General features: G+C 65.3%; 27 protein-coding genes. 12 read left to right on the top strand and 15 right to left on the bottom strand.

Annotation, left to right across the window (positions count from 1 at the left end):
- Nucleotides 1-51 precede the first annotated feature (51 nt).
- On the top strand, nt 52-366 hold the full coding sequence (locus tag U1H99_RS18215; RefSeq protein ID WP_323143124.1) for a hypothetical protein: 315 nt from the start codon (nt 52-54) through the stop codon (nt 364-366).
- A 6-nt stretch (nt 367-372) separates the two neighbouring features.
- On the opposite strand, the gene U1H99_RS18210 is transcribed toward U1H99_RS18215, so the two are convergent.
- A complete protein-coding gene (locus tag U1H99_RS18210) occupies nt 373-1,302 on the bottom strand; it encodes an AraC family transcriptional regulator (protein ID WP_323143123.1) in 930 nt (309 codons plus the stop codon).
- A 37-nt stretch (nt 1,303-1,339) separates the two neighbouring features.
- Complete coding sequence (locus U1H99_RS18205; protein ID WP_323143122.1) at nt 1,340-2,173, bottom strand: SDR family NAD(P)-dependent oxidoreductase; 834 nt, start codon at nt 2,171-2,173, stop codon at nt 1,340-1,342.
- A 159-nt stretch (nt 2,174-2,332) separates the two neighbouring features.
- Here U1H99_RS18205 and U1H99_RS18200 point away from each other — a divergent pair, with 159 nt between their 5' ends.
- From U1H99_RS18200 to U1H99_RS18185, 4 genes are all read left to right on the top strand, one after another.
- On the top strand, nt 2,333-3,019 hold the full coding sequence (locus U1H99_RS18200; protein WP_323143121.1) for a pentapeptide repeat-containing protein: 687 nt from the start codon (nt 2,333-2,335) through the stop codon (nt 3,017-3,019).
- Between the two features lie 133 nt (nt 3,020-3,152).
- Nucleotides 3,153-5,177 carry a glycoside hydrolase family 97 protein gene (locus tag U1H99_RS18195; RefSeq protein ID WP_323143120.1) on the top strand — a complete coding sequence of 675 codons (2,025 nt, stop codon included), beginning with the start codon at nt 3,153-3,155 and terminating at the stop codon, nt 5,175-5,177.
- A 119-nt stretch (nt 5,178-5,296) separates the two neighbouring features.
- A complete protein-coding gene (locus U1H99_RS18190) occupies nt 5,297-6,304 on the top strand; it encodes an alpha/beta hydrolase family protein (RefSeq protein ID WP_323143119.1) in 1,008 nt (335 codons plus the stop codon).
- Between the two features lie 19 nt (nt 6,305-6,323).
- On the top strand, nt 6,324-6,647 hold the full coding sequence (locus U1H99_RS18185; protein ID WP_323143118.1) for a low molecular weight protein tyrosine phosphatase family protein: 324 nt from the start codon (nt 6,324-6,326) through the stop codon (nt 6,645-6,647).
- A gap of 28 nt (nt 6,648-6,675) precedes the next feature.
- On the opposite strand, the gene U1H99_RS18180 is transcribed toward U1H99_RS18185, so the two are convergent.
- The 3 genes from U1H99_RS18180 to U1H99_RS18170 all read right to left on the bottom strand — a co-directional run bounded on the left by U1H99_RS18180 (nt 6,676) and on the right by U1H99_RS18170 (nt 9,444).
- Nucleotides 6,676-7,164 carry a glutathione peroxidase gene (locus U1H99_RS18180; RefSeq protein ID WP_323143117.1) on the bottom strand — a complete coding sequence of 163 codons (489 nt, stop codon included), beginning with the start codon at nt 7,162-7,164 and terminating at the stop codon, nt 6,676-6,678.
- Between the two features lie 90 nt (nt 7,165-7,254).
- Nucleotides 7,255-8,391: a PilT/PilU family type 4a pilus ATPase gene (locus tag U1H99_RS18175; protein ID WP_323143116.1), complete on the bottom strand. Its 1,137-nt coding sequence runs from the start codon at nt 8,389-8,391 to the stop codon at nt 7,255-7,257.
- 9 nt (nt 8,392-8,400) lie between these two features.
- Nucleotides 8,401-9,444, bottom strand: coding sequence for a type IV pilus twitching motility protein PilT (locus U1H99_RS18170; protein ID WP_323143115.1), 1,044 nt, complete (start codon nt 9,442-9,444; stop codon nt 8,401-8,403).
- Between the two features lie 179 nt (nt 9,445-9,623).
- On the opposite strand from U1H99_RS18170, the gene U1H99_RS18165 reads away from it, so the two are divergent.
- Both U1H99_RS18165 and proC read left to right on the top strand, forming a co-directional pair.
- Complete coding sequence (locus U1H99_RS18165) at nt 9,624-10,325, top strand: YggS family pyridoxal phosphate-dependent enzyme (RefSeq protein WP_323143114.1); 702 nt, start codon at nt 9,624-9,626, stop codon at nt 10,323-10,325.
- Between the two features lie 16 nt (nt 10,326-10,341).
- On the top strand, nt 10,342-11,154 hold the full coding sequence (gene proC, locus U1H99_RS18160) for a pyrroline-5-carboxylate reductase (protein WP_323143113.1): 813 nt from the start codon (nt 10,342-10,344) through the stop codon (nt 11,152-11,154).
- A gap of 60 nt (nt 11,155-11,214) precedes the next feature.
- On the opposite strand, the gene U1H99_RS18155 is transcribed toward proC, so the two are convergent.
- The 5 genes from U1H99_RS18155 to U1H99_RS18135 form a co-directional block, all read right to left on the bottom strand.
- The gene (locus U1H99_RS18155) at nt 11,215-11,517 is read right to left on the bottom strand and encodes a hypothetical protein (protein WP_323143112.1); all 303 of its coding nucleotides are present in this window, start codon (nt 11,515-11,517) and stop codon (nt 11,215-11,217) included.
- Nucleotides 11,510-11,914 (bottom strand): phage holin family protein, encoded by a 405-nt coding sequence (locus U1H99_RS18150; RefSeq protein WP_323143111.1) that lies wholly within the window; start codon nt 11,912-11,914, stop codon nt 11,510-11,512. Before U1H99_RS18150 ends, U1H99_RS18155 begins: the two co-directional genes overlap by 8 nt.
- Entirely contained in the window at nt 11,914-12,234 is a 321-nt protein-coding gene (locus U1H99_RS18145; protein ID WP_323143110.1) for an ElaB/YgaM/YqjD family protein, read from the bottom strand. Before U1H99_RS18145 ends, U1H99_RS18150 begins: the two co-directional genes overlap by 1 nt.
- Nucleotides 12,235-12,271: 37 nt before the next feature.
- Nucleotides 12,272-13,126 carry a 4-hydroxybenzoate octaprenyltransferase gene (gene ubiA / locus U1H99_RS18140; RefSeq protein ID WP_323143109.1) on the bottom strand — a complete coding sequence of 285 codons (855 nt, stop codon included), beginning with the start codon at nt 13,124-13,126 and terminating at the stop codon, nt 12,272-12,274.
- 215 nt (nt 13,127-13,341) lie between these two features.
- Nucleotides 13,342-14,286 (bottom strand): hydrogen peroxide-inducible genes activator, encoded by a 945-nt coding sequence (locus U1H99_RS18135; protein ID WP_323143108.1) that lies wholly within the window; start codon nt 14,284-14,286, stop codon nt 13,342-13,344.
- 158 nt (nt 14,287-14,444) lie between these two features.
- On the opposite strand from U1H99_RS18135, the gene U1H99_RS18130 reads away from it, so the two are divergent.
- Nucleotides 14,445-15,638, top strand: coding sequence for a PilT/PilU family type 4a pilus ATPase (locus U1H99_RS18130; protein ID WP_323143107.1), 1,194 nt, complete (start codon nt 14,445-14,447; stop codon nt 15,636-15,638).
- 124 nt (nt 15,639-15,762) lie between these two features.
- Nucleotides 15,763-16,242 (top strand): D-glycero-beta-D-manno-heptose 1-phosphate adenylyltransferase, encoded by a 480-nt coding sequence (gene rfaE2 / locus U1H99_RS18125; protein ID WP_323143106.1) that lies wholly within the window; start codon nt 15,763-15,765, stop codon nt 16,240-16,242.
- Nucleotides 16,243-16,310: 68 nt separating this feature from the next.
- Here rfaE2 and U1H99_RS18120 read toward each other — a convergent pair whose 3' ends face one another.
- From U1H99_RS18120 to U1H99_RS18110, 3 genes are all read right to left on the bottom strand, one after another.
- Nucleotides 16,311-17,309 carry an OmpA family protein gene (locus tag U1H99_RS18120; RefSeq protein ID WP_323143105.1) on the bottom strand — a complete coding sequence of 333 codons (999 nt, stop codon included), beginning with the start codon at nt 17,307-17,309 and terminating at the stop codon, nt 16,311-16,313.
- 205 nt (nt 17,310-17,514) lie between these two features.
- Nucleotides 17,515-18,063, bottom strand: coding sequence for a hypothetical protein (locus U1H99_RS18115; protein WP_323143104.1), 549 nt, complete (start codon nt 18,061-18,063; stop codon nt 17,515-17,517).
- A 109-nt stretch (nt 18,064-18,172) separates the two neighbouring features.
- The gene (locus U1H99_RS18110; protein WP_323143103.1) at nt 18,173-19,042 is read right to left on the bottom strand and encodes an endonuclease/exonuclease/phosphatase family protein; all 870 of its coding nucleotides are present in this window, start codon (nt 19,040-19,042) and stop codon (nt 18,173-18,175) included.
- Nucleotides 19,043-19,302: 260 nt separating this feature from the next.
- Between U1H99_RS18110 and U1H99_RS18105 the strand changes: the two genes are divergently transcribed.
- Nucleotides 19,303-20,403 carry a sensor histidine kinase gene (locus U1H99_RS18105; protein WP_323143102.1) on the top strand — a complete coding sequence of 367 codons (1,101 nt, stop codon included), beginning with the start codon at nt 19,303-19,305 and terminating at the stop codon, nt 20,401-20,403.
- Between the two features lie 53 nt (nt 20,404-20,456).
- The gene (locus tag U1H99_RS18100; RefSeq protein WP_323143101.1) at nt 20,457-20,780 is read left to right on the top strand and encodes a hypothetical protein; all 324 of its coding nucleotides are present in this window, start codon (nt 20,457-20,459) and stop codon (nt 20,778-20,780) included.
- Between the two features lie 23 nt (nt 20,781-20,803).
- Here the strand turns inward: U1H99_RS18100 and trmL are convergent, their stop codons facing one another.
- Nucleotides 20,804-21,274 carry a tRNA (uridine(34)/cytosine(34)/5-carboxymethylaminomethyluridine(34)-2'-O)-methyltransferase TrmL gene (gene trmL, locus U1H99_RS18095; protein ID WP_323143100.1) on the bottom strand — a complete coding sequence of 157 codons (471 nt, stop codon included), beginning with the start codon at nt 21,272-21,274 and terminating at the stop codon, nt 20,804-20,806.
- 144 nt (nt 21,275-21,418) lie between these two features.
- Nucleotides 21,419-22,237, bottom strand: coding sequence for a ComFC family protein (locus U1H99_RS18090; protein ID WP_323143099.1), 819 nt, complete (start codon nt 22,235-22,237; stop codon nt 21,419-21,421).
- 130 nt (nt 22,238-22,367) lie between these two features.
- Here U1H99_RS18090 and U1H99_RS18085 point away from each other — a divergent pair, with 130 nt between their 5' ends.
- On the top strand, nt 22,368-23,291 hold the full coding sequence (locus U1H99_RS18085) for a methyltransferase domain-containing protein (RefSeq protein ID WP_323143098.1): 924 nt from the start codon (nt 22,368-22,370) through the stop codon (nt 23,289-23,291).
- Nucleotides 23,292-23,532: the final 241 nt, after the last annotated feature.

Here is a 23,532-nt window from a genome sequence, read left to right as displayed (position 1 = left end):
GCGGCGCCGTGGTAGCATCGGCGCCCCTATTCATGTTGGTTGGAGTTTCCCGTGAGTTTCGTGTTTCGGCTGATTTCCCAGGATGAGGATGCGGCGCCCTCGGTCGCGTTCCAGGATTCGATCAGTCCCGGCTACGTCCCGCTGTGGGAAAAGGTCGGCGTCTACGATGCCCTGTACAACAGCGACGGCCGGCGCGCGCGCGACGTCTCGCGCGCGGTCGCCTACGGCATCGACCAGTTGGCCGAGGACGAATCGCTGGGCCGCATGCTGCCGACCACCTGCCGCCTGGGCGAGGCGATCCGCTTCCTGGAAAACGTGCACCGCGGCTGCGTCACCCACGCTTCCGCCATCATCGAAACCCGCTGACGGCGGTCAAACCGCGTTTTGCTGGCGCGGCCTGTCCCTGCTCGGCGCATTGCCGAACAGGCGCGCGTACTCGCGGCTGAACTGCGACGCGCTCACGTAACCGACGCGCCCGCCCGCGGCGCTCGCGCCCAATCCCGTCGACATCAGCCGGCGCGCCTCGTGCAGGCGCAGGATCTTCTGGTACTGCAAGGGACTCATCGAGGTCACCGACTTGAAATGCTGGTGCAGCGTCGAGGCGCTCATGTGCACCATGCCGGCCAGGTCGTCGATGCTGATCGGCTGGTCGTAGTGGTCGCGCAGCCACGCCACCGCGCGGCCGATGCGGTGGGTGCCGGAGTCGGCCTGCCCGATCTGGGCCAGGCGCCCGCCGATCGGGCTGCGCAGCAGGCGAATCAGCAGTTCGTCGGTCACCACCGGCGCCAGCAGGGCGGCCTCTGGCGGGTCGTCCATCAGCGCCATCAGCCGCGCCGCGGCGTCGACGATCGCGTCGCCGGCCTGGGCCAGGTACAGCGCGCGGCCTTCGCGCTCGCGCGGCGGCCCGTCCGGATACACCTTCAGCGTCAGCGCGGCGATGCGCTGCGCATCGAGATCGAGCCGGAAGCACAGGTAGGGCCGCGAGGGCGTGGCCTGCAGCACCTGGGCCGCGACCGGCAGGTCGACCGAGAACACCAGCATGCGCGCGGCATCGTAGGTATAGGCCTCGCCGCCCAGCAGCACGGTCTTGGCGCCCTGGGCGACGATGCACACGGACGAGCCCTGCACGCCGTGCACCAGGTCGGCGTTGGGGCGCGATGCCCGGATCGCATGGACGCCGGGCACGCACAGCTCGATGCTGCCGTCGCCCGGCGTATGGGCACGCAGCAGATCCGCCAGCCGGGAAAGAGGCGGGCTGGCTGGCGGACCGGAGGCGGGGATCGAATCGGCGAGTTTGTTCATGTAGCCCAGCATACCGCCTCTTTCCTTCATTGCCTACTCAAGCGGCGTGGTCGGTCGATGTGGACAGCGTCTCGAAGGCGCGGATCTCGTCCAGGCGGGCCTGCAGCGATCCGGTGGCCATGCCGACGGCATCGCTGCCGGCCAGGAAATGCTTCGGCGGCGACGGCATCGCGGCCAATTCCACCAGCACCGTGCCCAGGCGCGCCGGATCGCCCAACTGGCGGCCGTTGTAGCCCCCGTAGATATCCTTGGCGTCGCCGTCGGCATAGTCGCCGATGTTCGCGGCGGCGTAGCTGACCGAGGTCGGCTCGAGGAAGTCGGTGCGGAAGAAGCCCGGCTCGACCAGGGTGACCGAGATGCCGAAGCGCTCGACCTCCGTCGCGATCGACGCCGACAGGCCTTCGACCGCGAACTTGCTGGCGCAGTACACCGACGCGCCCTGGAAGCCGATCAGGCCGGCGATCGACGACAGGTTGAACACGCGGCCGCTGCGCTGGCGCCGCATCACCGGCAGCACGGCGCGCATCACGTGCATCAGGCCGAACACGTTGGTGGCGAACTGCCGTTCGATCGCCTCTTCCTGCACTTCCTCGAAGTTCCCGAGCAGGCCGTAGCCGGCATTGTTGACCAGGACGTCGATGCGGCCGAAGCGTTCCAGCGCGACCTGTACCGCGGCGTCGATCTGCGCCGGGCTGGTGAGGTCCAGCGCGGCCAGCGCCAGGCGCTCCTGCGGCGCGTCGGCGTGGGCGCTGCGCAGCTGGTCGAGGCTGCGGGCGGTGGCGACGACGCGGTGGCCGGCCTGCAGTGCCGCCTTGACGGTGTGGGCGCCGATACCGCGGCCGGCGCCGGTGATGAACCAGACTTGACTCATGTGCTTCTCCTTGGATAAGCCGCCCGGTCGGGCAGCGGATGAAGCACATTCTAGGGAGCGGGGCAGGGACGGACTTGCCTGAAAGTCCGGACGATTGGCGCATTCCTTTCGCGCTCGCCGTGTATGCTGTGGCCTTCCGATTTCAGCCATCCCCGTACCATGCCCCGCCCGACCGTCACCCTCTCGAACGAGACCATCACCCGCGACCGCATCGAACAGCTGCTGGCGGACGACGCCTTATTGGTGTTCGACGCCTGCGACCTGGAAGGCGCCGACCTGTCGCGCCTGAACCTGCAGGAGTGCGTGTTCCAGCATTGCGCGCTGGCCGAGGCGTCCTTTTATGCCGCCAACCTGGCGCGCACGCGCTGGCAGCGCTGCCGCGGCGGCCATGCCGATTTCGAATCCGCCGACCTGGTCGACGCGCGCTTCGAAGGCTGCGACCTGAACAACGCGAGCTGGCGCCGCACCAAGCTGGCGTCCGCCGCCTTCCGCGGCTGCAAGCTGACCGGCGCCCGCTTCGAGGAAGTCGGCCAGCTCGGCCTGAGCTTCGAGGATTGCCTGCTGGTCGGCGCCGACCTGCGCCGCATGTCCTTCCGCAAGGCCCGTTTGAACGGCCTGGATTTTTCGGAGGCCGACCTGGCCGGCTGCGACTTCCGCGACGCCGTGTTCGAAGGCGGCAGCCTGCGCGACGCCCACATCAAGGACGCGCGCTTCGAGCACGCCGACCTGCGCGAAGCCGATCTCGGTGGCTTGAAACTGCCGAACGCCAAGCTATTTGCGGGGGCCACGATCTCGCCGCGCCAGGCAGCCGAACTGGTACGGACGATGGGCCTGAACGTCGGCTGATTTTTCATCGGATTACGCATCGGCAAGGTGAGTAGCTGTAGTAATATTACATCTCATTCATCATGCCGGATTGCCATGACCTCCGGCGCTATAGGGGACACCGATGCGTTTACGCCTGATTGCCGCTGCGGCAATGTTTTCAAGTTACATCGCCATGCCCGCCTGGGCCCAGCAAGTCGTGGCGTCCGCCGCATCGCCCGGCAACGTGCTGAGCGTCGAGGTGCAGATCGACCCGATGGGCAAGCTGGCGTATGACGTCAAACGCAAGGGCAAGGAGGTCATCGGCCTGTCGCGCCTGGGTTTCAACCTGGCCAACGCGCCCAAGCTGGACGGCAATTTCAAGCTGGTGAACAAGGGCGTCAGCGACCATGACGACACCTGGGAGCAGCCGTGGGGCGAGCGCCGCTACGTGCGCAACCATTACCGCGAACTGCGCGTCGAGGTCGCGCAGGACACCGCCGAGCAGAGCAAGCGCCTCAAGCGCGGCTTGACCGTCGTCTTCCGCATCTACGACGACGGCGTCGGCTTCCGTTACGAGTTCCCGGCGCAGCCGGACGGCCGCGACGTCGCCATCAGCGACGAACTGACCGAATTCGCGGTGGCCCAGCCGGCCACCGCCTGGTGGATCCCGGCCGGCGAGCTGCCCGGCCTGGAAGAGCTGGTGCAAAAGGCGCCCCTGAAGGAGATCGGCACTGCCAACAGCCCGCTGACCGTGCGCCTGGAGGACGGTACCCATATCGCCTTCCACGAAGCCGCGCTGGTCGATTACGCGTCGATGTGGATCCGGAAAGTCCAGGGCCAGACGCTGCGTGCGCAGCTGGCGCCATCGACCACCGGCCCGAGCGTGGTGCGCAAGGGCCCGTTCACTACCCCGTGGCGCACGATGCGCATCGCCGACGACGCGGCCGGCCTGTACATGTCGGACCTGGAACTGAACCTGAACGAGCCGAACAAGCTCGGCGACGTGTCGTGGGTGAAGCCGTCCAAGTTCGTCGGCGTGTGGTGGGGCATGCACCTGCAGCAGACCACCTGGAACGCGGGACCGAAGCATGGCGCGACCACCGCGAATACCAGGCGCTACATCGATTTCGCCGCCCAGAACGGCTTCCGCGGCGTGCTGGTCGAAGGCTGGAACAAGGGCTGGGAAAGCGACTGGGGCCATGGCGGCGCCGACTTCAGCTTCACCCAGGCCTATCCCGACTTCGACCTGCCTGCGCTGTCGAAGTACGCCCAGCAGAAGGGCGTGCGCCTGATCGGCCACCACGAGACCGGCGGCAACGTCGCGGCCTACGAAAAGCAGATGGATGCGGCGTACAAGCTGTACGCGCAGCTGGGCGTGGACAGCGTCAAGTCGGGCTACGTGCACGAAGCCGGCACCATGCAGTTCCCGAGCGCGGGCGGCGGCATCCACTACGGGAACTACGATTCCCAGGAAGGCGTGCGCCACTTCGTGAAAGCCGTGACCGAAGCCGCGCGCTACAAGATCGCCGTCGACACCCACGAGCCGGTCAAGGACACCGGCCTGCGCCGCACCTACCCGAACTGGCTGTCGCGCGAAGGCGCGCGCGGTGTCGAGTACAACGCCTGGGGCAACCCGGTAAACCCGGTCGACCACGAGGTCAAGCTGGTGTTCACGCGCATGCTGAGCGGCCCGATGGATTACACGCCGGGCGTCCTGAGCCTGGTCGGCGCGGACAACAAGGTGTTCAACTCGACCCAGGCCAAGCAGCTGGCCAACTTCGTCGTGATCTATTCGCCGATCGCGATGGCGGCCGACATCCCGGAAAACTACGCCAAGTACCCGGCCGCCTTCAAGTTCATCCGCGACGTGCCGACCGACTGGGCCGACACCCGCGTGCTGAACGGCGCGGTGGGCGAGTACGTGACCATCGCGCGCAAGGACCGCAAGTCGGACGACTGGTACCTGGGCGCGGTGACCGACGGCCAGGCCCGCACCGTCTCGCTGCCGCTGGCATTCCTGGAGCAGGGTAAGCAATACGTCGCCGAGATCTACCGCGACGGCGATGCGGCCGACTACCGCAACGAGCACCGCTTCGACATCGTCATCGAGAAGAAGACCGTGACGGCTGGCGACACGCTGCAGGTCAGGCTGGCGCCGGGGGGCGGGCTGGCGATCCGGTTCTCGCCGCAGAAGTAAGGTATGCACGTCGTCCCCGCCTGCGCGGGGACGACGTTTCAAGGGCAGTGATTTTTCGAGAGCTTCCACACAATCGGTATATGGCATTATCGAAGGCTTCAGCCCTCACGAAGCAAGCCATGCCCAGCGCCGCTCAACGCAGTTCAATCGCATTTTTCACCGCCCTGGCCCTGGTCTGCGGCGCCGCCTCCGCCGCCCCCGCAGCGCGCGAAGAAACCATCGACTTCGGCAAGACCCAGGGCGCGCGCTTCACCCTGCAGCGCGACGGCGCGCCCGACGTCCGCTACGTCATTTCGCGCCCGGCGCAGCGCGCGCCGCTGGTGCTGTATGTCCAGGGATCCGGCAGCATCCCGCCTTTCGTCGGTCTCGGCACGCCCAACCGGGCATCGACCATCTTTTCCTGGGTCCCGCTGGCGCAGCAGGGGCGCTATGCGGTGATGGCGGTCGACAAGCCGTATCAGCCGGAAGGACAGCAGCCAGGGCAGCAGGGCGGCGCGCTGGACTGCCCCAAGGGCTTCAACGATCACTTTTCGTACGACCGCTGGCTTGCCACGCTGGTGCAGGCGGTGCGCCATGCAGCGACCCTGCCGTATGTCGATGCCCGGCGCGTGCTCGTGATCGGCATCTCCGAAGGGGCGACGATGGCGGCCGGCCTCGCACGCGCGCTGCCGGAGGTGACGGACGTGGCGCTGGTAGGCGGCAGCGGGCCGACGCAGCTGTTCGACTTCGCTGCCAATATCTACCGCGCGGACGCCGCCGACGCGGAAAAGCTGCGCCGCCTGCAGGAACTCGACGCCACCGTCAGCGACATCAAGGCCGATCCGGCCAGCACCGCCAAATTCGCCTGGGGCCACACCTACCTGCGCTGGAGCAGCTTCTTCGCCCAGTCCTCGAGCGACAACCTGTCGCACGCCAAAGCCCGCATCTACCTGGCCAGCGGGATGCAGGACGACAGCGTGCCGATCCTGTCGACCGAAGCGATGTACGCCCAGTTGCGCGCGCAGGGCAGGGACGTGACCTTCCGCCGCCTGCCGGGCGCCAACCACAGCCTGCAGGCGCAGGGACAGCCGTTCCCGGACGTGCAGAAGGAATACGATGGCATCATGCGGTGGTTCGAGCAACGCTGAACGTACAAGGCCGGCATCCATGAAACGCGTACTCTTCATCTGCACCCAGAACCGCCTGCGCAGCCCGACCGCGGAGCAGGTGTTCTCGACCTGGCCGGACGTCGAGACCGACTCCGCCGGCCTGGGCAACGATGCCGACGTGCCGCTGTCGCCCGAGCAGATCGCCTGGGCGACGATGATCTTCGTGATGGAGAAGCGGCACCGCAACCTGCTCTCGAAAAAGTTCAGGCAGCACCTGAGCGGCAAGCGCATGATCTGCCTGGATATTCCAGACGATTACGATTACATGCAGCCGGAGCTGGTGCGGCTGCTGCAGGCCAAGGCGGGGCCGTTCCTGCGCTAGGCGCTGGCGCCTACCTTGCTGATGGCGCTTATTGCTGTAATACCTGCTCGATCTCGTCGGCGATGTCCTCGGGCTTGGTCTGGGGCGCATAGCGGTGCACCACCTTGCCGTCGGGGCCGATCAGGAACTTGGTGAAGTTCCACTTGATCGCTTCGGTGCCCAGCACGCCCGGCGCCTCGCCCTTCAGGTGCTTCCACAGCGGGTGCGCACCGTCGCCATTGACTTCGACCTTGGCGAACATCGGGAAGGTGACCCCGTAGTTCTGTTCGCAGAAGGCGCCGATCTCGGCTTCCGTGCCCGGTTCCTGGTGGCCGAACTGGTCGCAAGGGAAGCCCAGCACTTCGAAGCCGTGGCCGCGTGCATGCAGTTCGCGGTACAGGGTTTCCAGGCCCTGGTACTGCGGCGTGAAGCCGCATTTGCTGGCGGTGTTCACGATGAGCAGCACCTTGCCGCGGTATTGGGCGAGGTCGACCGGCTTGCCGTCGAGGGCCGTGGCCTGGAAGTCGTAAACGTTCATGGGTGTCTCCTGCATCCTGTATTAATACGAATGCAAGAGTGTACGGCAAAGCAGGGCGGGATGCCCGCCCACTGTCGCGCAGCCTTGGCCTCAGACGAGGCCGAGGCTCTCGGTCCCGGCCGAGAAATCGCGGTTTTTCGCGTGCTTGCTATTGAGCTTGATGTTCAGGCGCAGGTCGTTCACCGAATCCGCATTGCGCAGCGCATCCTCGTACGAGATCTTGTCGGCCTCGTACAGGTCGAACAGCGCCTGGTCGAAGGTCTGCATGCCCAGCTCGCGCGACTTCTTCATGATCTCCTTGATCTCGTGGACGTCGCCCTTGAAGATCAGGTCCGAGATGAGCGGGGAGTTCAGCAGGATTTCCATCGCCACCACGCGGCCCTTGGTTTCCTTTTTCGGGACCAGGCGCTGCGAAATCAGGCCCTTCAGGTTCAGCGACAAGTCCATCAATAACTGCTGGCGGCGCTCTTCGGGGAAGAAGTTGATGATGCGGTCGAGCGCCTGGTTACTGCTGTTGGCGTGCAGCGTGGCCAGGCACAGGTGGCCGGTTTCGGCAAAGGCGATCGCGTGTTCCATCGTTTCGCGGTCGCGGATCTCGCCGATCTGGATCACGTCCGGCGCCTGGCGCAGGGAGTTCTTCAGCGCCGCTTCGAAGCTGTCGGTGTCGACCCCGACTTCGCGCTGCGTGATCACGCAGTTCCTGTGCGGGTGGACGAATTCGACCGGGTCTTCGATCGTGATGATGTGGCCGTAGCTGTTTTCGTTGCGGTAGCCGACCATCGCCGCCAGCGAGGTCGACTTGCCGGAGCCGGTGGCGCCGACCATGATCACCAGGCCGCGCTTGGTCATGATCACGTCCTTCAGTACCTCGGGCAGCTGCAGGTCTTCGAACTTCGGGATGGTGGTCGTGATCACGCGCAGCACCATGCCGACGCAGCCCATCTGCATGAAGGCCGAGACGCGGAAGCGCCCGAGGTCGCCCGGGCTGATCGCGAAGTTGGCTTCTTTGGAGAGTTCGAACCCGGCTGCCTGCTTGTCGTTCATGATGGCGCGCGCCAGGTCGGCCGTGTGGCCGCCGCTGAGCGCCTGGCTCGACACCGGCGTCATCTTGCCGTCGATCTTGATCGCCGGCGGGAAGCCCGCCGTGATGAACAGGTCGGAGCCTCCCTTGCTGACCATCAGGCGCAGCAGGTCGAACATGAATTTTGAGGCCTGGTCGCGTTCCATGATCCGTCCTTACCCGGGGAAGTTTTCCGGAATCTTGGCCGCCGAACGCGCGGCGGCGGACGAGATCACGTTGCGGCGCACCAGGTCGGTCAGGTTCTGGTCCAGGGTCTGCATGCCGACGCTGGAGCCGGTCTGGATCGCCGAATACATCTGCGCGATCTTGGCTTCGCGGATCAGGTTGCGGATCGCCGGGGTGCCGATCATGATCTCGTGCGCGGCCACGCGCCCGCTGCCGTCCTTGGTCTTGAGCAGGGTCTGCGAGATCACGGCCTGCAGCGATTCCGACAGCATCGCGCGCACCATCTCCTTTTCTTCGGCCGGGAATACGTCGACGATACGGTCGATGGTCTTGGCGGCCGACGAGGTGTGCAGGGTGCCGAATACCAGGTGGCCGGTCTCGGCGGCCGACAGCGCGAGGCGGATGGTTTCGAGGTCGCGCAATTCGCCGACCAGGATCGCGTCCGGGTCTTCGCGCAGCGCCGAACGCAGCGCGTTGTTGAAGGAGAGCGTATGCGGGCCGACTTCGCGCTGGTTGATCAGGCACTTCTTGGAGTCGTGCACGAACTCGATCGGATCTTCGATCGTCAGGATGTGGCCGTACTCGTTTTCGTTGAGGTGATTCACCATCGCCGCCAGCGTGGTCGACTTGCCGGAGCCGGTCGGCCCCGTCACCAGCACCAGGCCGCGCGGCCGCATCGCCAGTTCGGCGAAGATCTTCGGCGCGTTCAGTTCTTCCAGCGACAGGATCTTCGATGGAATCGTCCGCATCACGGCCGAGGCGCCGCGCTCCTGGTTGAAGGCGTTGACGCGGAAGCGCGCCAGGCCCGGGATCGCGAACGAGAAGTCGCACTCCAGCACTTCCTCGTACTGCTTGCGCTGGCCGTCGTTCATGATGTCATAGATCATGCCGTGCACGTCCTTGTGCTCGAGCGGCGGCAGGTTGATGCGGCGCACGTCGCCATGCACGCGGATCATCGGCGGCAGGCCGGCCGACAGGTGCAAGTCCGAGGCTTTGTTCTTTACCGAGAAGGCGAGTAATTCCGAAATGTCCATTTATAATCCTGTGGTGGAGACCTCGCAAACCTGCTGCGCGTCGGATTTTCGCCCTGCGATGCTCGCCGTACCGTAAGTACGGCTGCGCTTCTCGGACGAAACTCCTTCCGCTCGCTACGGTTTGCGAGGCCCCTTTGGCGCCGCATGTATCTGAGAAATATTTCCTGTAGAAAACCATTATGTCCACAATCGCCGGGAACTTGCAAGCTGTCGAAGCGACAATCCAGACCGCCTGCCAGGCCGCCGCGCGGTCCCGTTCCACCGTCCAGCTGCTGGCCGTTTCCAAGACGTTTCCCCCTGAAGCGGTGCTGGAAGCGGTCGATGCCGGCCAGCGCGCCTTCGGCGAAAATTATTTGCAGGAAGGCGTCGATAAAATCGCGGCTGTCGCAAAAGCGCGACCCGATACACCCCTGGAATGGCATTTCATCGGGCCGATCCAGTCCAACAAGACGCGTCCGATCGCGACCCATTTCGACTGGGTGCACACGGTCGAGCGCCTGAAGATCGCCCAGCGCCTGTCCGAGCAGCGTCCCGCCGAGCGCGGCCCGCTGAATATCTGTCTGCAGGTGAACATCAGCGGCGAAGCGACCAAGAGCGGCGCCCATCCCTCCGAACTGCTGGCGCTGGCGCGCGAGGTGTCCCAGCTCCCCAACCTGCGCCTGCGCGGCCTGATGGCCATCCCCGAGCCGGAAGACGATCCGGAACTGCAGCGCGTGCCGTTTGCGAAGCTGCGCGCGCTGGCCCAGGAGGTCATCGATGCCGGCATCTTCATCGACACGCTGTCGATGGGCATGTCGGGCGACCTGCGCGCGGCGCTGCTGGAAGGCTCGACCATCGTGCGCGTCGGCAGCGCGATCTTCGGTTCGCGCACTTACGAATAAACAGACAGGACATCTCATGAAGATCAGTTTCATCGGCGGCGGCAACATGGCCACCGCGCTCATCGCCGGCCTGGTCGGCAAGGTACCGCAACCCGGCGACATCCACGTCGTCGATCCGAACCCGGAGGCCCTGAACAAGCTGCACACCCAGTACGGCGTGGACACGGCGTCCGCCATCGGCGACGCGGTGTCTGCCAGCAGCGTCATCGTGCTGGCCGTGAAGCCGCAGCAGATGCGCGAGGTGGCCGCCCAGCTGCAGCCGCACTTGACCGGGCAGCCGCTGCTGCTGTCGATCGCGGCCGGCATCCGCAGCGCGGACCTGTCGCGCTGGCTGGACGGCTATGGCGCCATCGTGCGCGCGATGCCGAACACGCCGGCGCTGATCAAGAAGGGCATCACCGGCATGGTGGCGATGGCGGACGTGAGCGCGGACCAGAAGGAACTCGCCGACGAAGTCATGCGCGCGGTCGGCGACACGCTGTGGCTGGACGACGAGAGCCAGATCGACGCGGTGACGGCGGTGTCGGGCAGCGGTCCGGCCTACGTGTTCTACTTCCTGGAAGCGATGCAGCAGGCCGCCACCGAGATGGGACTGGCGCCAGAGGAAGGCAAGCAGCTGGCGCTGGCCACCTTCATGGGCGCGGCCCGTCTGGCCGCGCAGTCCGACGAAGAACTCGCCGTGCTGCGCCAGCGCGTGACCTCGAAGGGCGGCACCACGCACGCGGCCATCACCAGCATGGAAGGGGCCGGTGTGAAACAGGCAATCATCGAGGCGATGAAGGCGGCGCAGGCGCGCGGACGCGAGCTGGGCGACGAATTGGGGAAATAAGCTGGTAAATAGGCGCCCGAGCCGCGCGGCGGCCCGGGACCAGATGCTCAGGAAAGACGATCAGCGGCGGTAATGCGCCAGCGTGGCCAGCGCCGCCTGCGCCACGCGCCAGGCCGACATCGCCGAGGCGACGATGCCGCCGAGGCGCTTCTTGCGGGTAAAGGCCAGGCCGATCACGGCGGCCAGGCCGCCCAGCACCAGCTTGCGATGGCTGGCGACGTAGCCGGCCACCGGATTGTCGATGATGGCGGAAGGGCGCAGCGCCTGCAGCTCGAAGGCGAGGCCGGTGCGCTGCTCGGCACAGCGTTCGACCAGTTGACGGCGGCGTTCGGCCAGCGTGGGCTTGGTGCTTGCATCAGCCATGGGTGGCCTCCTCGGGCGTGGGTTGCACGGCAGCGGCGTGGCCGCGGATGTAGGCGACGTCGTTGCGCAGTTCGGCCAGCGTGGTCGAGAACGGGGTTGCCTGGTTGTTCAGCCCGGACTTCACCTTCATCACGATCAGGCCTGCCACGGCCGCGAACAGGACCGCCATGCCGCCGATCGCCTGCAGGCGGTAGTCGTCCCAGAACAGCACGATGACGAACAGCGCCACCAGCATGAAGGCCCCACCCGCGAGGAAGACCGCCAGCAGCGTCCACGCGAGGTAGCCGAGCAGGCGCCGCGCGTCTTCCTGGAATTCGACGGCAGCCAGCTCGAGCCGGGTGCCGATCATGGCGACCACGTTCGCGGCGATGCGGCCCGCAGCCGCCAGGATGCCCATTACTTACGGCCGAGCAGCAGGCCGATCAGGGCGCCGACGGCGATGCCGACACCGACGGCTTGCCACGGGTTTTCGTGCACGTACTCGTCGGTGGCCTTGTAGGCGACCTTGGCTTTTTCGACGGCGGCTTCTTCGATGCGGATAATGTCATCCTTGGCCTTGACGACGGTACGCTCGAACTTGGCCTTGGCCGCCTTCAGTTCGTCGCCGGTCAGCTGGCCGCTGTTGCGCAGCCAGGCTTCGGCGTCCTGGACGAAGGATTTCAGGTCGGACAGCAGTTGGTCGCGGGTACCGGATTGGGTCGGGATTTTTTCGATCATGGTGGAAGCCTCTTCATTGTTTGTGTTTCGGACAATGTTATCGTAAAGCATAATCCAGTGCGACGCCAACGAACAGTGCGGCCCCCAGCCAGTTGTTATGGCGGAAGGCGGCAAAGCAGCGCATGCGGTCGCGGCCGCGGATCAGCGTGTAGTGGTAGAGCGCCATGCCGGCCGCCACGACGACGCCGGCCACGAACCACCCACGCAGCCCGAGCATCCAGCCGCACACCAGATCGATGCCGAGCGCCACCGTGTAGCACAGCATGACCGCGAACACATCATATTTGCCGAAGGTGATGGCCGAGGTGCGCATGCCGATCTTGATGTCGTCGTCGCGGTCGACCATCGCGTATTCGGTGTCGTAGGCCACGGCCCAGAAGACATTCGCCACCAGCAGCCACCAGGCGACCGCCGGCACCGTGTTCTGCACGGCGGCAAAGGCCATCGGAATGCCGAAGCCGAAGGCGATGCCGAGGTAGGCCTGGGGAATCGCGAAGAAGCGCTTGAAATAGGGGTAGCTGCCGGCCACGATCACCGCCACCACGGACAGCTGCTTGGTCAGCGCATTCAGCGGCAGGATCAGCAGGAAGGACACCAGCGCCAGCACCGCCGCGACCATGACCGCTTCCCAGCTCTTGATGCGGCCGCTGGTCAGCGGACGGTCGACGGTGCGCTTGACGTGGCGGTCGAAGTCGCGGTCGGCGTAGTCGTTGATGGCGCAGCCAGCGGAGCGCATGAGGGCGGTGCCGAGCACGAAGATCACGACGACCATCGGGTCGGGATGGCCGCCGGACGCCATCCACAAGGCCCACAGGGTGGGCCACAACAGCAGGAGGATGCCGATCGGTTTGTCGGCACGGATCAGGCGGAAGTAGAGCGCCAGCTTGTTCATGGGCGGATTCGGCGTGAAAAAATTGCAAAGCCGAATTGTATCTGACGTAGCTGACGTAGCTGGCTTCGCTGGGCGAAGCCAGCTACGTCGCCCCTGCGAAGGCAGGGGTCCAAGTTGTACGCGTATCGATAACGCGGGCAGAATTGGACCCCTGCCTGCGCAGGGGCGACGTGTTAAGGCTAGTGGCGGTACTCAGGTTACGAGCGTTCGTGTTATCAAGCCGCAGCCTGCAACTTGACCATCTCCACCCCCGGCAACCCGCAGTCGGCCACCGCATTCACCACCGCATCGATCGCTGCCTTGCGCGTAAAGCTCTTGCGCCAGACGATCACCACGCGGCGCGACGGCGCCGGTTCCTTGAAGGGGACGAAGGTCAGCAGGCCGTTCGGGTCCTTCATGCTCGGCACCGAGGCGCGCGGCAGCACGGTCAGGCCGATGCCGCTGGCGACCATGTGGCGGATCGTCTCCAGCGACGAACCCTCGAAGGCGCGTTGCATGCCGTTGTTCGGGTTGGACGAGAAGCGCGCCATCTCGGGGCAGACTTCCAGCACCTGGTCGCGGAAGCAGTGGCCGGTGCCGAGCAGCAGCATGGTCTCGCTCTTCAGGTCTTCGGCCGAGATCTCGTCGCGGCCAGCCCAAGGGTGCGCGGTCGGCATCGCCACCACGAAGGGTTCGTCGTACAGCGCCTGCACCGACATCCCGTGTTCCGGCAGCGGCAGCGCCATGATGGCGGCGTCCAGTTCGCCCTGGCGCAGCAGGTCGAGCAGCTTGACGGTGAAGTTCTCCTGCAGCACCAGCGGCATCTGCGGCACGTTGTCGATGAGGTTTTTCACCAGCGGCGGCAGCAGGTAGGGGCCGACCGTGTAGATCACGCCCAGGCGCAGCGGGCCCGACAGCGGGTCCTTGTTCTGCTTGGCCAGCTCCTTGATGGCGGCGGTTTGTTCGAGCACGCGCTCGGCCTGCGCCACGATCTGGGCGCCCAGCGGGGTGACGGACACTTCCGATCCGCCGCGCTCGAACAGCGTCACGCCGAGCTCGTCCTCCAGCTTCTTGATGGCGACGGACAGGGTTGGCTGGGCAACGAAACAGGCTTCGGCGGCATGGCCGAAGTGCTTGGCACGGGCAACGGCAACGATGTATTTCAGTTCGGTCAGGGTCATGGACGTATCGGGTCGGAATACGGGAAAACGTGTTGGGGACGACACATTTGCCGCACTACAGGTACATCAAGGTATTTTACCGTTAAAGCAGTCGATATAATGGCCGGGCCAGTAATGTTGCTGGGTGGAATTTATTTGTTGCCATAAAGGTATCCATCATGTCCTCGACCTTCGGGCCGGCCGAAGCCCAGGCCTATATGCACAAGCTGCTGGCCGTCATGCACCAGCAGGGCGGTTCCGATTTGTTCATTTCCGCCGATTTCCCGCCCAGCATGAAATACCAGGGCGCGATGAAGCCCCTGAGCAACCAGCGCCTGAGCGGCGACGTGACGCGCGCGCTGGCCCTGTCGCTGATGAACGAGCGCCAGCGCGCCGAATTTGAAGCCCAGATGGAATGCAATTTTGCCATTTCGCTGCCAGGCGTCTGTCGTTTTCGCGTCAACGTCTACGTGCAGCAGCAGAGCGTCGGCATGGTGGTGCGCACGATCGCATCGGAAATCCCGAATTTCGAGAAGCTCGACCTGCCCGAAGTGCTGAAGGACGTCGTCATGACCAAGCGCGGCCTGGTGCTGGTCGTCGGCGGCACCGGCTCCGGCAAGTCGACCACGCTGGCGGCGATGATCGACTACCGCAACGCCAACTCGGCCGGCCACATCATCACGGTCGAGGACCCGGTCGAATACGTCCACAAGAACAAGAACTGCCTGATCACGCACCGCGAGGTCGGCGTCGACACCCATTCCTGGCACAACGCACTGAAGAACACGCTGCGCCAGGCGCCGGACGTGATCCTGATCGGCGAGATCCGCGACACTGAAACGATGGAACACGCGATCGCCTTCGCCGAAACCGGCCACCTGTGCCTGGGCACGCTGCACGCGAACAATGCCAACCAGACCATGGACCGCATCATCAACTTCTTCCCGGAAGAGAGAAGGAACCAGTTGCTGATGGACTTGTCGTCGAACCTGCGCGCCATCGTCTCGCAGCGCCTGGTGCGCACCGAGGACGGCAAGGGCCGCAAGGCCGCCATCGAGATCCTGCTGAACACCCCGACCATCAGCGAGTTGATTTTCAAAGGGAACTTCCACGGCATCAAGGAAATCATGGCCAAGTCGCGCGAACTCGGCATGTGCACCTTCGACCAGGCGCTGTACGAGTTGTATAACAAGGGCTACATCAGCTACGAGGAAGCCCTGCGCAACGCCGACTCCGCCAACGGCCTGCGCCTGCAGATCAAGCTCTCGGGCGACCGCAAGGCGCCGGCGGAGGGCGCTGCCGCGTCGAAGCCGGCCGAGCTGTCGATGCTGGTCGAGGAAGAACCGGAGCCGGGGGCGCCGGGGGCAAGTTAAAATCGACGGACCGCGAGGCATCTTGCGCCCCGCACCCCGTAAACGTCGTCCCCGCGAAGGCGGGGACCCAAGTTCGGCATCAGACAAACGCGACGCCGGCAGACCTGCTCCCGAAACAAAACTCATGCCCACCTTCGAACAAAAACTCACCACCCGCGCCACCCTCAAGGACCGCATCGCCCAACTGCCGAAACCCGTGGTCCTCACCAACGGCGTCTTCGACATCCTGCACCGCGGCCACGTCACTTATCTCGCCCAGGCCCGCGAACTCGGCGCCTCGCTGGTCGTCGCCGTCAACACCGACGCCTCGGTCAAGCGCCTCGGCAAGGGCGACGACCGCCCGCTGAACACCATGCTCGACCGCATGGCGGTGCTGGCCGCACTCGAATCGGTCAGCCTGGTGGTCGAATTCGACGAAGACACGGCCCTCGAAGTGGTGCAGGAAGCCCGCCCCGACATCTACGCCAAGGGCGGCGACTACGTGATGGACGCCATCCCGGAAGGGAAGGAAGTCATCGCCCAGGGCGGCAAGGCAGTCGCGATCGACTTCCAGCATGACCGCTCGACCAGCAAGCTGGTCGCCAAAATCCGCCAGTTCGGCTGAGCCGCGCCGGCGGCGCCAACACGTTCTGCAGACAGTGATCGACCCAAGTTAGATAGGCACCCTACACCTCAAGCACGCTTGACCAGTTCGACACGCCGGTTTTTGGCGCGCCCTGCGTCGTCCTTGTTATCGGTCACCGGCTTGGTATCGCCGAAGCCCGCCGCACCGAGGCGCTCTTTGGAGATGCCAGCGGTAATGAGTGCGGCCATCACGGCATCCGCCCGCTGCTGCGACAGGGCTTTGTTATGCGCCGAGTCGCCAACATTGTCCGTGTGGCCCTCGATGGTCAGCTTCAAAGCAGGGTTCTGTTCCAGGAGCTTGACGATTTCGTCCATGGCGGGCTTGGCGTCGGGACGAATCGTGGCCTTGTCGGTATCGAAGTTGATATACAGGGCGACATGGCCGGCCGAAGTCAGTTGGCTTTGCATGGTATCGGCCGTGACAAAGGCAATCGTCTGCTTGAAGGCCTGGTCCGCCACCACGAGGGTAGTGACGCTGCTTTCGTTGGCCATCAAAACGATCCAGATCAGTTGATCGGGTTTGCGCACCAGATACGCGTCATACGTCATCGTCCCGCCCGGGAATCGGGTTTTCTCTTCGTTCGCCGCCGTCACATCGGCCAGGCCGGGCGCAAGTTCGGAGGGGGTCGCATCGTTGACCTTCACGCCGCCCATCCGCGTAATCAGGTTTTCATAATTACGCCGCGCTTCCGCTTCGCTCATCGTCACATCGCTCAGGTAAAACTGGTGCGTTTCGACACGGCCTTCGACTTTCCTGAGTTGCTTCCCGGTGACGACGTAGAGCGAGTCGAAGTTGGCCTTTTTCGTGAAGAACATCGATGGATCAAGGCCAGGGGGATACGCCAGATAAGGGAAAGGCGGCAGCGCAGCATGACTGAGCGGGATTTTTTCGAGATCAAACTGCGCGTTGCGTGGGGGCGCATCGCTGCCGGAGGACGCGACGCTCCCCCCGCTAGTCGGTGCTGCCGATGAGGTTGCGGTGCCGGCGGCACCGTCGGGATGCGGCGCGGGGGGCTTGGGTTGACAGGCGGCCAAGGAAAAGCTCATGGCTGCCAAAGCGATAGCTGTACGATGTGTAGGCATATTTGTAGTCTGGAAAAATGGATGGGTCCGATCGTCGACGGTCGATCTGTCCCAAAGCACGACCTTGTCTACCCGAACAAGACGCCGTTGGGCGGATTGGCGGTGGTCGCTGTGACGGACTTGTTGGTTGCGGCAGGCATGCGGTCCCGACATGCGTGCGCGGCGGTATTCAACGCTTTTCCTTGTCGATCTTCTGCAGCAGCTTGAACGCTTCGCGGTCGATCATCGGCTCCGCAGCCGCCAGCTCCTTGCTTGCCTGGACATAGGCGGCGCGCTTGTGCTCCTTCTTTTCTTCCGGCGGCACGGCCGCCGTCATGCCAGGCATCATGATCTGCGAGCTGCCGTTGTATTTCCTGTGGATGACCTGCTTGCCATAGGGCGTGTTATAGAAACGCGTCATCTCGGTCGCGGTGTCGGCCGAAATGAAGGGCGCCACTTGCGGCGCCAGGCGCTGGTAGACCTCCGCGGGCGGCGTCCTGTCGATCTTGGCGTACACCGCTTGCCGCTGCGCGTCGTTCGCGTAGCGGCTGCGCGCGGCGACGCCCTTCAGTACCTTCTCGACCTGCATCGCGCCGAGCAGGTCCTGCACGGCTTTCACGTGTGCGGGACCGGAGGCCGCAGCCTGTGCGGCAGGGGCGGAAGCGGCGGCGGGCGCGGCGAATGCGGGGGCGGCGAACACCAGCGACAGGCCCATCGCGGCCTGGACTACGAACTTCATACATTTCCCTTCGGGTCGGATCCGGAAGCCGTCAGGCTACCAGAGCAGGGCGGCTGAAAATGCGTGCTTTGTCACGCCTTGCCGATCGATGATCCCGGCGCGCCGCACCTTATTTGAGGACGACGCGCGCCACGACCGGATCGTGGTCGGACGGATAGCGGCGGTCGACCGTATCGCTCAGGACCGCGTATTTGAGAACGTCGAAACGGCCGTCGACGAAGATGTAGTCGATGCGATCGAGCATCGGCGCATCTAGCTGGAAGCCGTTGAAGGTGCCTTGCGGGCCGTACGGCGGCGTCTTGCTGACCCGGGCCGCGTCGCGCAAGCTTGTCGACATGGTCTGGATCTGCACGGTGTCCGGCGTCGAATTGAAATCGCCCACGCAAATAACCGGTTCGCCGCGCGTGATCGCGGCGATCTTGCGCAGCATCAGGTCGGCCGACTCGCGGCGCGCCTGTTCGCCTTCGTGGTCGAAATGGACCGAGAACACGTAGAACACGCGTGCCGTGCTGCGGTCGCGCAGGCGCGCCCACGAGGCGATGCGGTGGCAGCACTTGGCGTCCCAGCCGAACGAGGGGCGATCCGGGGTTTCGCTGAGCCAGAAATCGCCCTTGCCCAGCAGCGCGAAACGGCTTTTGCGGAAGAAGATCGCGGAATGTTCGCCGGCGTCCTTGCCGTCGTCGCGGCCGACGCCGACGTGCTCGTAGTCGTCCATCTGCGCCAGATCGGCGATCTGACCGGCCAGGCCTTCCTGGGTGCCGAAGATGTCGAACTCGTGATAGCGGATCAGCGCCTTGACCATGTCCTTGCGGGCAGGCCAGGCATTCGGGCCATCGCCGGGATTGTTGTAGCGCAGGTTGTAGCTTGCGACGTTGATCGGCGCGGCCGCGTTGGGCGCCGCCGATGCGGGCGCGGACACCATGCAAAGGAGCAGCGCATACGCAAGCAGGTGCGCGATGGGCGAGAAGATTTTTTTCATGTGGATGGGCTCTGGGACCTGACAATGCGCTGCGGCGACATGGCAGGGCCGCAGCAATCCGCGCGTGGCTGGCGCGCTCGGGAAAAGAGTTAACCATATTCCGCAATCCGGATTGCGTCAGCGGCCGAAAAACGGCGCAGTTTACGTTTTTTTAGTAAACAGGACGGGCACGCCGCAGCGTGACGAAACGCCGCTTCCACGTGACGGCCTCAGGGCAAGCCACCGTCCCGGCCCTGACGGCCACTGCTATACTTTTGGCAATGAATCGCCCCCTGCCTACCCTCAAGCCCGCAGTCCGGACCATCGCCGTCACGGTGCTGCTGTGGACGGCCATCACGGCCCTCGGCGCACTGCAGACCTACAGCGACAACCTGCGCGGCGGCGCCGCCAGCCACTATCCGTCGCTGTTCGTGAAATGGTTCCTCGAATACGCGGTGCCGCTGATCGTCCTCAGCGCGGGCCTGAGCCTGGCGCTGACGCGTTGGCCGGTCCTGCTCGAACGGCCCCGCAACGTGGTGGGATTGTTCTTTGGCCTGGTGCTGGTGTTCCAGCCGGCCCAGTGGCTGTACATGGCCTGGCTGCGCGGCTACCTGCCGATCGACAGCGCCGGCGAGCTGCGGCAGCTGCTGATGAAGATGCTGCTGGTCGGCTGGTTCTCGACCACCGGCACCTTTGCCGCCATCCTGGCCATCCACTACGGGCGCCAGGCGCGGGCGCGCGAGCTGGCCTGGCAGCGCTCGCAGACCGACATGCTCGGCCTGCGCCTGGCGCTCGAAGAGCAGCGCTTGCTGGCGCTGCGCGCGCAGCTCGAGCCGCACTTCCTGTTCAATGCGCTGAACGCGATCAGCGCGCTGGTGCGCGACGGCGACAAGACGCTGGCGCTGGGCGGCATCGGGCGCCTGAGCGACCTGCTGCGCTATGCGCTCACGGCCAGCGTGCGCAACACCGCTACCGTCGCCGACGAGCTGGCCTTCGTGCGCGATTACCTCGACTTGCAGCGCCTGCGCTACGGCGAGCGCCTGCGCGTCCATATCGACGGCGTCAGCGAGCTGCTGGAGCAGGTGGCCTGTCCGTCGCTGCTGCTGCAGCCCTTGATCGAAAACGCGCTGCGCCACGACCTCGACTGCCGCGAGGGGCCGGGCGACATCCGCCTGGCCTTCAAGCGCGACGGCGATACCTTGTGCATCCGCGTCGCCAATCCGGCCGGCCCCGGCACGCCGGCCAATCCGGGCGCCGGCCTGGGCCTGGCGAATACGCGCGACCGGCTGCGCCTGATGCATCCGTCGGCCTCGCTGCAGGCCGGGCTGCAGGGCGACCGTTTCGTGGCCGAGGTGCGATTGCCGCTGGCGCTGGCGGACTAGCGCAGCGTGGCGCTGCGCGGAACCGGCCCGGGGTTCACGCAGTCTAACGTTACATGAAACTTATCTTTCTCATGCTTGCCGGCCTGCTCACGGCCTGCCAAACCTCGCAGCCGGACATGGCCAGCCAGAAGCGGCCCATGCCCATTCGCGGCGCGGGCGCCAGCGCCGGATCGAGCAGCGCGGGCGCGGCCACTGCGTCCGGTGCGGGAGAACGGGCGGGTACCGGCAGCTGGTACGGGATGTGCGAGCTGAACCGGAAGCTGATGGGGGCGCGCACGCCGCAGGAGCGGCAGGCGATCGCCGAACAGGCCTTGCCGAACATTTCGCAGGAAGCGCGCGAGGAGCAGCTGCAGATGATGCAGCAAAGCTGTCCCTGAGCTGTCACTGAGCAGTTACCTGTTCAGGCGCCGCCCGCGTAGCCGTTCTGGCGCCAGGCTTCGTACACCACCACCGCCACCGTGTTCGACAGGTTCAGGCTGCGATTGCCCGGCATCATCGGCAGACGGATGCGCTGCGCCGGCGGAAAGGATTCACGCAAGACCGGGTCCAGGCCGCGCGACTCGGCACCGAACACGAACACGTCGCCCGGACGGAAGGCCGCATCGCCGAAGGGCGAGGAGCCGTGGGTGGTCATGGCGAACATGCGGGTCGTGTCCGGCTTGGCGTCCGCCAGGAAGGCGTCCCAGTTCTTGTGCACCTTCATGGTCGCGTAATCGTGGTAGTCGAGGCCGGCGCGGCGCATCTTGGCGTCGTCCAGCGGAAAGCCGAGCGGCTCGATCAGGTGCAGTTGCGCGCCGGTGTTGGCGCACAGGCGGATGATATTGCCCGTGTTGGGCGGAATTTCCGGTTCGACTAGTACTACGTGAAACACATCTTCTCCTTATGGGACCTCGCGAACCTACTGCGCGTTGCATTTCCGGCGGGGGCGCCGAGCCTTGCGATGCTCGCTGTACGTCCGTACAGCTGCGCTTCTCGGCCGGAACTGCCGCCGCTCGCTACGGTTTTCGAGGCCCCATTATATTGAATGGGGTGGCGTGCGCGCGAACACGAAATTCGTCACCTGCGCCGCGCCGAAACGCTTGAACGTCGCCGCCAGTTCGGCCAGCGTATGGCCGCTGGTCATGACGTCGTCGACCAGGCCGACGTGGCGCCCGGCGACGCGGTCGGGGTCGGCCACCGCAAAGGCGCCGCGCACGTTGCCGGCGCGCTCGGCCGGCGTGACGCCGGACTGGGCCGTCGTTTCCGTGGTCCGCTCGGCCAGCTTGGGGTGCAATGCTACCCCGAGCGAGGCCGCCAGCGGGCGCGCGATTTCGAGGGCCTGGTTGAAGCCGCGTTCCACCAGCCGCCGGCGGCCCAGCGGAACAGGACACAGCACATCCGGTAGCGCCATGCCGGGACGTGCCAACACGGCGTCGCGCAGGCGCTCGGCGAACCAGGGCGCCAGCGGCAGGCGCGCGCCGAATTTCAGCTGAAGCACCAGCTGGTCGAGCGGGGCCGCGTACTCGACCGCGGCGACGGTGGCGTCGAAAGCGGGCGGGTCCGCCAGGCAGCTGCCGCAGATCGGTTCTGTCGCCCATGAACTGTCCACTTCCTGCCTTTCCACGCGCGGCATGGCCCCCCGCATGCGCGGGGGCCACGATGCAGGCGCGGGCGATGACGCCGGCAGCGGATTCGCACAGCGCGCGCAGCAGGCGCCGCGCGGCGGCGCGAACTGGGCGCAGCAGGGCGGGCACACCACGCCGTCGCAGCCGTCGCCGCACAGCGCGCAGGTGGACGGCAGCAAATGCCACACGACCGCCATCGGCAGGCGGCGCAGCAATAATGGGAAACTCATTGGCAACTCAGTGGCAAACTCAGTGACAACGCAATGGCAACTCAGTGTCAGGCCCGGGCGATCAGTCATCGGCTTGTTTGTCGACAAACAGGTACACTGCCGCCATTATCTCATTTGACTGCAGTCGACCATGGCTTCACCCCAAACTCCTTCCAAGATGAGCGCGCCGATCGATATGGCGCGCGTGCGCCAGCTGTTCGCCGATCCGGCACGTATCGCGGCCTCGGATTTCCTGCGCCGCGAGATCGCTTCGCGCATGTTCGACCGCCTGTCGCTGGTCAAGACCGCGCCGCAGCGCGTGCTGGACGCCGGTTGCGGCAGCGGCGTCGACATCGCCCAACTGCAAAAACAATATCCTGCGGCCCAGGTGCTGGGCCTGGATGCGGTGCCGGCCATGCTGGCGGCGGCGTCCGGCGCGACCCAGTCGCCGCGCTCATTCCTCAGCCGTTTGCTGCCGGCCAAAGCCGGTATTGATTTGGTCGCTGGCGACTTCGGCCAGCTGCCGCTGGGGCCGAACTCGGTCGACCTCGTCTGGTCCAACCTGGCCTTGCACTGGCATTCCCAGCCCGATCGCGTGTTCCAGGAATGGCGCCGCGTGCTGCGCGTGGATGGCCTGCTGATGTTTTCCAATTTTGGCCCGGACACCTTCATCGAGCTGCGCGCCGCCTTCGCCGCGATGGACGAGACGCCGCACACGCTGCCTTTCGTCGACATGCACGATTTCGGCGACCAGCTGGTGGAGGCCGGTTTCACGACGCCGGTGATGGACATGGAAAAGATCACGGTCACCTACGACAGCGCCGGGGCGCTGCTGGCCGACGTGCGCGCCTTCGGCGGCAATCCGCTGGCCACGCGCCGGCGCGGCCTGGTCGGACGGGCGGCCTGGCAGCGCATGCTGGATGCACTCGAGGCCGGACGCCGCAGCGACGGCAAGCTTGGCCTGACGTTCGAGGTCATCTATGGCCACGCTTTCCGTCCGGCGCCGAAAACAACGGCGGCCGGGGAATCGATCGTGCGTTTTCAGCCACAGAACCGGCCGCCAAGGCCTGAATAGCCGTGCAGGCGCATCCCATGCCGGGGAGGTAATTTTCCTTGAATAAAAATTAGCCATTTAGATATAATCAATGACACTTTTTTCGACTGGCAAGGTCAACGCGCTAAAAATTTAAGCATAAACGCGACGAGTCGAACTGGTTGCAAGCATGGCAAGTCAAGCGAGCACGGCCTGTGGAGTGGCCGCTTGCCTAAAGGATTTCGGAGCGGCGGCAGTTCGTTCATGGAATTGCTGACCGTTT

Origin of the sequence: Massilia phyllosphaerae (genome assembly GCF_034659755.1) — a bacterium.
Taxonomy (GTDB): Bacteria; Pseudomonadota; Gammaproteobacteria; order Burkholderiales; family Burkholderiaceae_D; genus Telluria; species Telluria phyllosphaerae.
Note: the sequence above shows the minus strand (reverse complement) of the source record. Positions and strands in the feature narration are given on the sequence as shown.